At 70.4% G+C, this 12,027-nt stretch carries 9 protein-coding genes; 5 read left to right on the top strand and 4 right to left on the bottom strand.

Annotated elements, in window-relative coordinates:
• Positions 1-97 precede the first annotated feature (97 nt).
• Positions 98-964, bottom strand: a complete 867-nt coding sequence (locus tag ACTWP9_RS25185) for an isocitrate lyase/PEP mutase family protein (protein WP_443248544.1) — start codon at positions 962-964, stop codon at positions 98-100.
• 183 nt (positions 965-1,147) lie between these two features.
• On the bottom strand, positions 1,148-2,419 hold the full coding sequence (locus ACTWP9_RS25180; RefSeq protein ID WP_443248543.1) for a PfkB family carbohydrate kinase: 1,272 nt from the start codon (positions 2,417-2,419) through the stop codon (positions 1,148-1,150).
• Between the two features lie 436 nt (positions 2,420-2,855).
• On the opposite strand from ACTWP9_RS25180, the gene ACTWP9_RS25175 reads away from it, so the two are divergent.
• Complete coding sequence (locus tag ACTWP9_RS25175; protein WP_443248542.1) at positions 2,856-3,659, top strand: HAD family acid phosphatase; 804 nt, start codon at positions 2,856-2,858, stop codon at positions 3,657-3,659.
• Between the two features lie 27 nt (positions 3,660-3,686).
• Here the strand turns inward: ACTWP9_RS25175 and ACTWP9_RS25170 are convergent, their stop codons facing one another.
• Both ACTWP9_RS25170 and ACTWP9_RS25165 read right to left on the bottom strand, forming a co-directional pair.
• The gene (locus tag ACTWP9_RS25170) at positions 3,687-3,992 is read right to left on the bottom strand and encodes a protealysin inhibitor emfourin (protein WP_443248541.1); all 306 of its coding nucleotides are present in this window, start codon (positions 3,990-3,992) and stop codon (positions 3,687-3,689) included.
• 77 nt (positions 3,993-4,069) lie between these two features.
• Positions 4,070-5,167 carry a M4 family metallopeptidase gene (locus tag ACTWP9_RS25165; protein WP_443248540.1) on the bottom strand — a complete coding sequence of 366 codons (1,098 nt, stop codon included), beginning with the start codon at positions 5,165-5,167 and terminating at the stop codon, positions 4,070-4,072.
• 302 nt (positions 5,168-5,469) lie between these two features.
• Here ACTWP9_RS25165 and leuA point away from each other — a divergent pair, with 302 nt between their 5' ends.
• The 4 genes from leuA to ACTWP9_RS25145 all read left to right on the top strand — a co-directional run bounded on the left by leuA (position 5,470) and on the right by ACTWP9_RS25145 (position 11,977).
• Entirely contained in the window at positions 5,470-7,263 is a 1,794-nt protein-coding gene (leuA, locus tag ACTWP9_RS25160) for a 2-isopropylmalate synthase (RefSeq protein ID WP_443248539.1), read from the top strand.
• A gap of 222 nt (positions 7,264-7,485) precedes the next feature.
• A complete protein-coding gene (locus tag ACTWP9_RS25155; RefSeq protein ID WP_443248538.1) occupies positions 7,486-8,154 on the top strand; it encodes a TerB family tellurite resistance protein in 669 nt (222 codons plus the stop codon).
• Positions 8,155-8,257: 103 nt separating this feature from the next.
• Positions 8,258-9,610: a GH1 family beta-glucosidase gene (locus ACTWP9_RS25150; RefSeq protein ID WP_443248537.1), complete on the top strand. Its 1,353-nt coding sequence runs from the start codon at positions 8,258-8,260 to the stop codon at positions 9,608-9,610.
• 207 nt (positions 9,611-9,817) lie between these two features.
• Positions 9,818-11,977, top strand: a complete 2,160-nt coding sequence (locus tag ACTWP9_RS25145) for an MMPL family transporter (protein WP_443248536.1) — start codon at positions 9,818-9,820, stop codon at positions 11,975-11,977.
• Positions 11,978-12,027 lie beyond the last annotated feature (50 nt).

Here is a 12,027-nt window from a genome sequence, read left to right as displayed (position 1 = left end):
TACGACGGCCCTCTGACACGGCTCACTGATTTTGTGAACGGTGCGGACGGGGGGGGGACGGGGTTGCGGGTGCGGACAGGGGCAGCCGCGAGCGGACTCAGCCGGAGACGAGCTGGGAGGCGAGCGGGTGGTGCCTGCTGATGTTCTTCTCCAGCAGTTCCGTGGAGGCCCGTACGCCGATCGATCCGGGGACGGAGAACTCGGGCAGGCGTCCGTCGGACGCCTTGAGCTCGCTCAGCGCGGTGTCGATGGCGGAGTGCGCGGCGAACAGACAGGGCGTGCTGTAGATCGCCACCTGGCACCCCAGTTCCGTCAGTTCGCTCAGCGAGAGCCGGGGGGACTTCCCGCCCGCGAGCTGGTTGAAGAGCAACGGCTTGTCTCCGATGACGTCCCGGACCCGGCTGATCCACTCGACGCTGCGTACCCCGTCGACCAGCACGACGTCCGCGTCGGTCTCCGCCAGTGCCTGGGCCCGGCGCAGGACGTCGGCCTCCTCCGTGGCGTCGGTACGGGCGACGACCACCAGGTCACGCCTGCTCTCCAGCACGAGCTGGAGCTTTTCGAGGTACTCCTCCAGGGGAAGCACCAGCTTCCCGTCGGCGTGGCCGCACCGGCGCGGGCGTTTCTGGTCCTCCAGGACGACTCCGGATGCGCCGATCCGCTCCAGATGCTGCACGACGTGGCAGGCGGCCTCCGGGTCCCCGTAGCCGTCGTCGATGTCGACCAGCAGATGCTGGGCGGGGAAGGCCAGGCGCAGCCGGCTCACGAACCCCACCATGTCGGGCCACGCGATGAAGCCGATGTCCGGGAGCCCGTAGTGCGAGGCGGCAAAGCCGAACCCGGAGACGAAGAGCCCGTCGTAGTGCTGGGTGGCGATCGACGCCGAGTACATGTCGTAGACCCCGATGAGCGGGGTGGTTCCTGGGGAGCGAACTTCCGCCCGCAGCGCTTTTCCGTAGCGCATGGCGCGTCCTTTCGAGGCTCAGGGGAAGGAGCAGGCCAAGTGAAGTGAACCCACCGAAAGGGGCGAACAGCCTCTTCGCGGACATGCGCATATATATACGGAAAGTTACCGTTTATTTACTTTACGACGCCCCGAGCTTTACCCCGCCCGGCCTCCGGACGACGAGCCCCGCCGCCCGCGAGGTCAGCCCGCCGGGGGGCGGAACCCCAACGTCGGTACCGCCCGGCGCGGGGGAGCCGAGGCGGCGCAGTTGGTGAGGATGCGCTCCAGAAAGGCGTACCGCGCGCACCCGGAGCCCTTGGAGCCGAACTCGCGCCACCAGGCGGCGATCTCCGGCCAGCCGGGCGCCGAGAGGGAGCCGCCGAACTCCTGGACGGACAGCGCGGCGGTCAGCCCGGCGAAGGCGAGCCGGTCGGTCAGCGGCCACCCGGCGAGGCTGCCGGTCACGAAGCCCGCGACGAACACATCGCCCGCCCCCGTGGTGTCCAGCGCCTCGACGGAGATGCCCGGCACGGTCGCGGTCTCCCCGGTGCGTGCGTCCACGGCGTACGCACCGTCCGCTCCCATGGTCACGACGGCGACCGGTACGTGCTCGGCGAGTGCGTGCGCGGCGGCGTGCGGGGTCTCGGCGCGGGTGTAGCGCATCGCCTCGGCCGCGTTGGGCAGGAACGCCTCGCAGTCGGGCAGTTCGGCCAGCGCCGCGAGGTCCCAGCGACCGGTCTCGTCCCAGCCGACGTCGGCGAAGATGCGGCTGCCGCGCCGCGCGGCCGTCGCGATCCACTCCTGGGGGCGCCCCGGTACCAGCGAGGAGACGCACGCGGTGGCCGGGGGCGGGCATTCGGGCGCGTCCGGGTCGTAGGCGGTGGCCGCGTTCTTGGGCGGTGCCTCGTGCCCGTGCGAGATCATCGTGCGTTCGCCCTCGTACGCCATCGAGACGGTGACGGGCGAGTGCCAGCCGGGGACGGTGTGCGAGAGGGAGAGGTCGATGCCCTCGCCCGACTCCAACTCCTCACGGCAGTAGTCGCCGTACATGTCGTCGCCGAACGCGGCGGCGAGCGATGTGCGCAGGCCGAGCCGGGCGAGCGCGGTGGCCATGTTGGCGATGCCGCCGGGCGAGGAACCCATGCCGCGGGCCCAGGACTCGGTGCCGCGTACGGGAGCCGAGTCGAGCCCGGTGAAGATGATGTCGAGGAAGACGGTGCCGGTCAGATAGACGTCCCAGCGCGGGTCGCCCGGTACGCGGACCGCTGCCAGCGGGTCGAACAGCGGGCGGGAGAGCGCGGCGCGGTGCGGCTGCCGCGGGTGCGCGCGGGTGGGGTGCGGGCAGGGCGCCGGGTGCCCGTGGCGCGGGGGATGTACGGAACCGCCTCCAGGCCGGCCGGGCTGGTGATCCCCCCGGCCGGGGGCTGCGGGAGGACCGGCCTCGGGGGTCCTGCGCGTGCTCACCGTGCTCACCGTGCCTTCCCCGTAGACCGTCGACTCGCTGTCCCCGTCCGCCCCGGCCTCCGGCCGGAGGCCGGGGAAATTTCACCGACCGTGCGGCGTGCCACCGACCATAGTGCTTCCGGAACGCGGCCGGTGCTCGCGCAAGGGCGCGCCCCCGCGCGGAACCCCGGCGTGGGAGAGGTGGGCGAGGCGGGAGAGGCCGAAGAGGTGGCCGTAAGAGGAGCGTCCGGCTGCCCGGCATGACGTAATCAACACAACACTCAGAGTGCTAACACTCCGACTCGGCCACCCGCCCTGGCTGCGACGCCGTCGCAGCCGCGCAGGTTTTACACATCGTTGAATCTCCGCGCGTAGATGACCGGTTGAGTGCGCTGCTACGTTCCCCGGGAACTTCACCGGGCTCTCATGCCCCTGCCAACTGCCAACTGCCGCGAGGAGCCGCGCAATGCCCCGTTCTCTCCGTTCAGTTCTGCCCCTTGTGGCCGTCGCCGCCGTCGCGGGTACGGCCTTCTTCGGGGTCGGGCAGGCCACGGCCGACCACGCGGCGCCCAGGACCGACAAGGAGATCCCCAACCTCGACCAGGTGAAGACCAAGATCGAGGCGTACTACGGCGACATCGAGACCCCGGACGGCGAGCACTACGCCTCACCGCACAGCAATTACGCCAAGCAGACCCGCAGCATTGCCGCGAAGGCTCGCAAGGACCTCGAACGCGACCTGCGCAAGTACGACTCCGGGCACGGCTCCGCAGCCGGCTCGGGGAACAAGCCCGCCGTGGTGTTCGACGTGGACGACACCACGCTGCTCACCTACAACTTCGAGCGCGAGATCGGCTACCACTTCACGCCGCAGGCGCAGGACGAGTACCTGCGCACCAAGAACATGGACCCGGTCTTCGGCATGCGGAAGCTCGTCAACTGGGCCCACAGCAAGGGCATCACGGTGTTTCTGGTGACCGGGCGCAAGGAGCACCAGCGCGACTGGAGTGTGCGGAACCTCAAGAAGGTCGGCTACAAGAACCCGGTCGGCAAGGACCGCTTCTTCCTCAAGAACGAGGAGCACCCGCCGCCCTACCTCGACTGCGGCAGCGACTGTACGACCGTCGAGTACAAATCGGGCACGCGCAAGCACATCGAGGGCCAGGGCTACGACATCCTCGCCAACTTCGGCGACCAGTACAGCGACCTGAAGGGCGGGTACGCCGACCGGAAGGTCAAGCTGCCCAACCCCATGTACTACCTGCCCTGATCAGGCACGGACCAGGGCAGGGCTCGCTCATGCTCCTTCCTTGAGCACCTTTCTCACCAGCGCCGACTGGGCCTCGGTGAGCTTGGGGTCGGCGAAGTGGGCGGTGGCGGGCCTGGAGGCGTCTCCCGGCCGGTGGCCGGCGGAGCCGCTCTCGATGCTCACCTCGTAGTGGAATCCGTCGGGCACGCCCATCGGCGCCTCGCTGAGGCCCTCGCGCACCGCCTGGTCGGCCAGGTGCGCGAGCTCCTCGGCGTCGGGTCGGCCCGCGGTGTCGAGGGTGGCCCGGCGGGAGAGCCCGCCGAAGCCACCCGTGCGAATGACAGTGATACGCATACGTCCATCTTCCCGGCCGTCCGGCCGCACGTTAAGTGCCGGAAAGGCTGCTTCGGGCCGACGGCGTCAGCGAGTCGTCACTCCGTGGTCACACCCACCTCGGACCAGCACTTGCGTACCGCCTCGTGTTCGTCGCTGCCGTCGCCGTAGCGGGACTTGGCGGTCTCGGTGGTCGCCGCGGCGAAGGCCGCGAAGTCCGTGTCCGGCTGGAGCGAGCCACCGGTGAGGGTGTCGTACCAGATCTGGCCCGCGCGTTCCCAGGCGTTGCCGCCCAGATCCACGGCGAGCTTGTAGAAGGCGTGGTTGGGGATGCCGGAATTGATGTGCACCCCACCGTTGTCGGTGCCGGTCTCTACGTAGTCCTCCATCGTCGCCGGCTGCGGGTCCTTGCCGAGCACGTCGTCGTCGTAGGCCGTGCCGGGCGCCTTCATCGAGCGCAGGGCCTCGCCCTCCACCCGGTCGGTGAACAGTCCGGAGCCGATCAGCCAGTCTGCCTCCTGTGCGCTCTGGCCCAGGCCGTGCTGCTTGATCAGCGAGCCGAAGACGTCGGAGACCGACTCGTTGAGCGCTCCGGACTGGCCGAAGTACTCCAGATTGGCCGTGTACTGCGTCACGCCGTGGGTCAGCTCGTGGCCGATGACCTCGACCGGCAGCGTGAAGTCGCGGAAGAGCTCGCCGTCACCGTCGCCGAACACCATGCGTTCGCCGTCCCAGAAGGCGTTGCCGTACTCCTCGCCGTAGTGCACGGTCGCGTCCAGGGGCAGCCCCGCGCCGTCGATCGAGTAGCGGTCGTAGACGCTCAGAAACAGCTCGAAGGTGGCGCCCAGACCCGCGTACGCGCGGTTGACCGAGGCGTCCTGGACGGGCTCGGAACCCTCCTCGCGGACCGTCTTGCCGGGCAGCTGCTCCTTGTTCTCCGCGTCGGAGATGGTGCGCTGCGGCTTGCGGTCCGCAGCGTCGACGTCCGGCGCAGCCGGTGCTGCCGCGAGGAGGCCGTGACGCACCGTGGTGATCCGGCGCCGGGTGCGCTGGGTCGCGTCCCGCTCCAGGGTGCGCCGGGCCGGCCTGGAGAGGACGTCGTCGCTGTGCCTGGATACCTGGTCGAGAAGGTGCGGAGGCACGATCGTGCAGAAGACGGGATGGGCCTGCGGTGAGTGCGCGCGGTGTGCGTTCATAGAAAGCAATGTGGCACTGGGTTACCGAGCTGTCACCGGTAGCGGCCATGATTCGCACAAAACGGTGTTGAACGGGGCGGCGGGATGTCCTTTTCGCCGACATCCCGCCGACATCCCGCATGGTGATACGCCACTGGCTGCACAGCAGGGCTCGGCTATGCTGCCAACATCATGCGTTTCGGGCTGCTTCTTCTTAGCTGCCGCGGCGAGGGTCTGTAGCCACCGCAAGGCCGACCCCCTCCCCGCGGAGTTCAGTGCTGTCGTCGGTCTTGGAACAGCCACCTCTCAGGAGCCTGAACGCCATGACATCTCAGCAGCCGGCCAGCTCTGCCCGCCCGACCCAGGCACCCATCGGCCGCGCCACTCCGCTCACCGCCGCCTCCGTACGCCAGCGCCCCTCCGGCATGCCGGTCCACAGGTACGGACAGTACGAGGCCGTCGACCTGCCCGACCGCACCTGGCCCGGCAACCGGATCACCAAGGCCCCGCGCTGGCTGTCGACCGATCTGCGGGACGGCAACCAGGCGCTGATCGACCCGATGTCCCCGGCCCGTAAACGGGAGATGTTCGATCTGCTGGTCCGGATGGGCTACAAGGAGATCGAGGTCGGCTTCCCCTCCTCCGGCCAGACCGACTTCGACTTCGTGCGCTCCATCATCGAGGAGGACGCGATCCCCGAGGACGTGACGATCTCCGTCCTCACCCAGGCCCGCGAGGAGCTGATCGAGCGGACCGTCGAGTCGCTGAAGGGCGCCCACCACGCCACGGTCCACCTGTACAACGCCACGGCTCCGGTCTTCCGCGAGGTCGTCTTCCGCGGCACCCGCGACCAGGTCAAGCAGATCGCCGTGGACGGCACCCGGCTGGTGATGGAGTACGCCGAGAAGCTGCTGGACGACCGCACCGTCTTCGGCTACCAGTACAGCCCGGAGATCTTCACCGACACCGAGCTGGACTTCGCGCTGGAGGTCTGCGAGGGCGTCATGGATGTTTGGCAGCCCGAGGACGGCCGCGAGATCATCCTGAACCTGCCCGCCACCGTCGAGCGCTCCACGCCCAGCACGCACGCCGACCGTTTCGAGTGGATGGGCCGCCACCTCTCCCGCCGCGAGCACGTGTGCCTGTCCGTGCACCCGCACAACGACCGCGGCACCGCCGTCGCCGCCGCCGAGCTGGCCGTGATGGCGGGCGCCGACCGCGTCGAGGGCTGTCTGTTCGGCCAGGGCGAGCGCACCGGCAACGTCGACCTGGTGACGCTGGGCATGAACCTGTTCAGCCAGGGCGTCGACCCGATGATCGACTTCTCGCAGATCGACGAGATCCGGCGTACCTACGAGTACTGCAACCAGATGGAGGTCCACCCGCGCCACCCGTACGTGGGCGACCTGGTCTACACCGCCTTCTCCGGCTCCCACCAGGACGCCATCAAGAAGGGCTTCGACGCCATGGAGGCCCGCGCGGCCGAGGCCGGCAAGAGCGTGGACGAGATCGAGTGGGCCGTTCCGTACCTGCCCATCGACCCCAAGGACGTGGGCCGCTCCTACGAGGCCGTCATCCGCGTCAACTCGCAGTCCGGCAAGGGCGGTATCGCCTACGTCCTCAAGGGTGAGCACAGCCTGGATCTGCCGCGCCGGATGCAGGTGGAGTTCTCCAAGATCATCCAGGAGAAGACCGACACCGAGGGCGGCGAGGTGACGCCCGCCGACATCTGGGCGGCCTTCCAGGACGAGTACCTGCCGACCCCCGAGAAGAGCTGGGGCCGCATCGCGCTGCGCGGCGCGCAGACCTCCACCACCAGCGAGGGCGCCGACGCACTGACCGTCGAGGCCGTGGTGGACGGCGAGCCCGTGGTGCTGAGCGGCACCGGCAACGGCCCGCTGGCCGCCTTCTTCGACGCCCTGCACGCCATCGACGTGGACGTACGGCTGCTCGACTATGTGGAGCACACCATGAGCGAGGGCGTCGGCGCCCAGGCCGCCGCCTACATCGAGTGCGCCATCGGCGGCCAGGTCCTGTGGGGGGTGGGCATCGACGCCAACATCGTGCGAGCCTCCATCAAGGCCGCCGTCTCCGCCGTGAACCGCGCCTACCGCTGAGCACCCGGGCCCCATCTCCCGGGGCCCGCCCTCGCGTTGGGGGTGCCGGGTCCGTTTCCGTACGGGAGCGGACCCGGCACCACCCCTCTTATGGCGGAGCTGCGGGTGCCGAACGTGACCGGCACGGCCGAAAACGGCTCCAGGGGCTGTCTCCGGCGCTCGGCTGTGGTTAATATCACGTCACCCGGCGGCGTTGCCGAATCGTGATGGAGGTGCGAGGTCATGCGCCAACGACCCTTCCGTGTACGTCTCGCAGGGGTCCGCACGAGCTGGCGCACCCTCGACGACGGCGACTTCTTCTGCCCCGGCTGCGGAGGTGACCGTCGCTACCGCAGGCGCACGGGCCGGCGCCGGTTCGTCGTTCTGGGCCTCCCGCTGATCCCGCGCGGCGTCGCGGGGCCCGTCGTCGAATGCGTCGCCTGCCGGGGCCACTTCGGCGCCGACACCCTCGACCGGCCCACCACCGGGCGCCTCGCCACCATGCTGCGCGAGGCGGTGCACAGTGTGGCGCTCGCCGTGCTGGCCGCCGGCGGCTCGGACGCACGGGCGGCGCGCGAGACGGCCGCGGAGACCGTACGGGCCGCGGGCTTTCCCGGCTGCACCGAGGAGGAGTTGACCGCGCTGCTCGCGGTGCTCACCGCGGAGAGCAGACAGCACGGCCGCGGCAGGATCTCCCTGGAGATCGAGCTGCACGAGGTGCTCGCCCCGCTCACCCCGCAGCTGGCCGTGCCCGGCCGTGAAAGCCTGTTGCTGCAAGGAGCGCGGATCGCGCTGGCCGACGGGGTGTACTGCGCGGCCGAGCGCGAGGTGCTGGCCACCATCGGGCGGGCGCTGGAGCTCGGGGCCGCGGACGTGGACCGGCTGCTGGCCCAGGCCCGTACGCCTTCCTGACGGCCCGTCACCGTCGTTCGGACTCACCGGTTACGCTCGTTCGGACTTCCAGGTTACGCACGGGTATTGACTCCTGGTCGGCACGCTGGTGGGCTCCCCTGGCATGACGAGCCAGCAGCCGTTGCCCGCCTTCCCCGACGGCTTCCTGTGGGGCGTATCGACCTCCGCGTTCCAGATCGAGGGCGCGCCGGCGGAGGACGGGCGCGGACCGTCGGCCTGGGACGCCTTCGTCCGTGAACCCGGCCGGATCAAGGACGGCAGCGACGCCACCGTCGCCACCGACCACTACCACCGCTGGCCCGAGGACATCGCGCTGCTGCGCGAACTCGGCGTCGGTGCCTACCGGTTCTCGATCTCCTGGCCCCGCGTCCTGCCCTCCGGCAGCGGGCGGGTCAACGGGCCGGGGCTCGACTTCTACGACCGGCTCGTCGACGCGCTGTGCGAAGCCGGTATCCGGCCGGCGCCCACCCTCTTCCACTGGGACACCCCGCTCGCGCTGGAGGAGGGCGGCGGCTGGCTGCGGCGGGAGACGGCGCAGCGGTTCGCCGACTACGCCGAGGTGGTCGCCGCCCGCCTCGGGGACCGCGTCGCGCACTGGATCACGCTCAACGAACCCGCCGAGCTGACCCTCCTCGGCTACGGACTCGGCGTGCACGCACCCGGCGAACGGCTGCTGTTCGACGCGCTGCCCGCCGCGCACCACCAGTTGCTCGGGCACGGACTGGCGGTCCGCGCGCTGCGGGCCCACGGCGCCTGCTCCATCGGCATCGCCAACTCGCACGGTCCCGTCCAGCCGCTGTCCGACAGCGCCGCGGACACCGGCGCCGCGGACTTCTACGACACCCTCAGCAACCGGCTGTTCGCCGATCCGTTGCTGCTGGGGCGGTACCCCGACCCTGGGTTGGCCGCGCTGCTGCCGGGGCCCGTCGACGAGGACCTCAAGCTGATCAGCGAGCCGCTCGACTGGTACGGCGTCAACTACTACCAACCCACCCTGGTCGGCGCGGACGGCTCAGCCGGTGACTTCGCGGGCATCGACATTCCCGCCGAACTCCCCTTCGCCCTGCACCGGATGCCGGACCGGGAACGGACCGGATCCGGCTGGGCCGTCGTCCCCGAAGGGCTTACGGAGACACTGCGCACGCTGCGCGAACGGTACGGCGAGCGGCTGCCGCCCGTCGTGATCACCGAGAACGGCTGTGCCTATCCGGAGCGGACCGAGGACACCCGCCGCATCGCCTTCCTCGACGCGCACCTGCGTGCGCTGCACGCGGCCCTCGCCGAAGGGGCCGACGTACGCGGCTACTTCGTGTGGTCCTTGCTGGACAACTTCGAATGGGCCGAGGGCTGCACCCAGCGCTTCGGCCTCGTCCATGTGGACTACACGACCCTGGAGCGCACCCCGAAGGACTCCTTCCACTGGCTGCGTCACGCCCTGCGAGGCAACCGCCGCTGACCCCGCCTCCGCGGCCGGAGGTTGGGCGAGGAGAGAGCACTGCGGCGGGATCAGCGGGGAGTACATCCGGGGGAGTAACGGGTGCCCCGGGACGACCGGGGGTGTAGTGGGGGGTTCGGTCGCTGGGGCGACGATCGGGGCGCGGAGGGCCGGGAGCCTGGTCGGGAGTCAGCAATCCCGACGCAACAGACCGAGAAGGGGGCCCGGATGGGACCCGCGACCGAAGTGACCGAGAGGGCGGCCACGCCCACGCCGCCACCCGGGGGCCGAGCTCCCGAGAACAGACGGCCCCGCGCCGTTCCGTGGGCCGTCATAGCACTGTGGGTCGTCGTCCTCGCGCTGGCCGTACCGTTCGCGGGGAAACTCATGGACGTCACCCGCGACAAGCCCACCGACTACCTGCCCGGCGGCGCCGACTCCACTCGCGTGCAGCACCTGGTGGAGCAACTGCCCGGTGGCGGCACCAGCGCGCTGCTGCTCGTACACCACCGCGACGGCGGGCTGACGGCTGCGGACCGGGAGCTGGCCCGAAACCAGGCGCGCAAGATCGCCACCACCTACGCCCTCGCGGGTGAGAAGAACGGCGTCCTCCCGCGCACCGTCCCCGCGAAGGACGGGAAGACCCTCCTCACCGCGTTCTCCCTCACGGGGATGGGGGACGAGGACGTACGGGACAAGGCGGTGCACCACATCCGGGACCGGATCATCCGGGACGGGAGCGCCGATCCGCCGCACGGGCTGACCGTCGAGCTGGGCGGTCCCGGGGCGATGGCGGCGGACAGCAGTGAGATCTTCGAGTCCGTCGACGGGACGCTGATGCTGGGGACGGCGGTGGTCGTCGCACTGCTGCTGATCCTCACCTACCGCAGCCCGGTGCTGTGGCTGGTCCCGTTGCTGGTGGTCGGGGTGGCGGCGCTGGCTGCCCGGGCGCTCGTCTACGGGCTTGTGCAGGCGTTCGATCTGACGGCCACCACCATGAACACCTCGGTGATGACGGTGCTCATCTTCGGCGCCGGTACCGACTACGCCCTCCTGCTGGTGTCGCGCTACCGCGACGAACTGCGGACCCACGAGCGGCCGTTCGACGCGATGACCGCCGCGCTGCGCGGCTGCGGGCCCGCGGTGCTCGCCTCGTCCGGCACGGTCGCGGCGGGGCTGCTGTGCCTGCTGGCGGCGGACATGAACAGCGTCAACGCGCTGGGCCCGGTAGGCGCCGTCGGGGTCGTCTGTGCGCTCGCCGCGATGATGACACTGCTCCCCGCGCTGCTCGTACTGCTCGGGCGGCGGCTGTTCTGGCCGCTGATTCCCGCGTACGGCAGCAAGCCGCAGCTCCGCCGCACCCTGTTCACCTTGATGGGCAGCTCGGCGGGGCGCCGCCCGGTCACCGTCCTGGTGGGCGGCGCGCTGCTGCTCGGTGCGCTCTGTCTCGGCTCCTTCGCGATGCCGGGCGATCTGCGCGAGCAGGACACCTTCACGGAGAAGCCCGAGTCGGTCTCCGCGCAGGAGACGGTGCAGCAGGCGTTCCCCGAAAGCAGCAGCCAGCCGGTCACGGTGCTGGCCCGCAGCAGCGCGGCCGGGGACGTCGAGCGGACGGTACGCGGCACGGACGGCGTCGTACGGGTCGAGAAGGGGCGCAGCGGTGGCGGCTGGACGGAGTTCTCCGCGTATGCGAAGGACAAGCCGGAGTCGGCGGGGGAGAAGGCCACCATCCGGCAGCTGCGCGGCGAACTGGACGCGCCGGCCGGGGCCGAGGCCATGGTCGGCGGGCCCAGCGCCCAGCAGCTGGACCTGCAGGAGACCAACGCGGACGACCGTATGCGAGTGATACCGCTGGTGCTGGTGGCGGTGCTGGTCATCCTGATCGCGCTGCTGCGCAGCCTGGTGGCGCCGCTCATCCTGACGGTCGCCGTCGTCGCCTCCTGGGGGGCCGCGCTGGGGCTGGGCGGGCTGGCCTTCGAGCCGGTGCTGGGCTTCGCAGGGCTGGATCCGGGCATCCCGCTGATGACCTTCGTCTTCCTCGTCGCACTCGGCGTCGACTACGGCATCTTCCTGATGCACCGCACCCGCGAGGAGTCGCTGCGCGGGGTGCCCGTCACCGATGCCGCACTCGTCGCGCTGCGCACCACGGGCGGGGTGATCGCCTCGGCTGGCATCGTGCTGGCCGCCACGTTCTGTGTGCTGGCGACGCTGCCGATGGTGCTGATGGCTCAGCTGGGTCTGGTCATCGCGGTGGGCGTGCTGCTGGACACCTTCCTGGTGCGCACGTATCTGGTCACCTCCGCCAGTCTGTTGCTGAAGCGGTGGATGTGGTGGCCGGGCCGGCTGTTCCGCACGGCGGGCGAGGGCGAGGGCATACATCGTGAGTGACGGGCACACCCCGCTGCCGCAACCCGTGGCCCGTACCGCAGGATTGGGGC

The sequence above is a fragment of the Streptomyces sp. 3N207 genome, from assembly GCF_052246355.1.
Classification (GTDB): domain Bacteria; phylum Actinomycetota; class Actinomycetes; order Streptomycetales; family Streptomycetaceae; genus Streptomyces.
The sequence above is the reverse complement of the archived record's forward strand: the minus strand, read 5'-3'. Positions and strand labels throughout refer to the sequence as shown.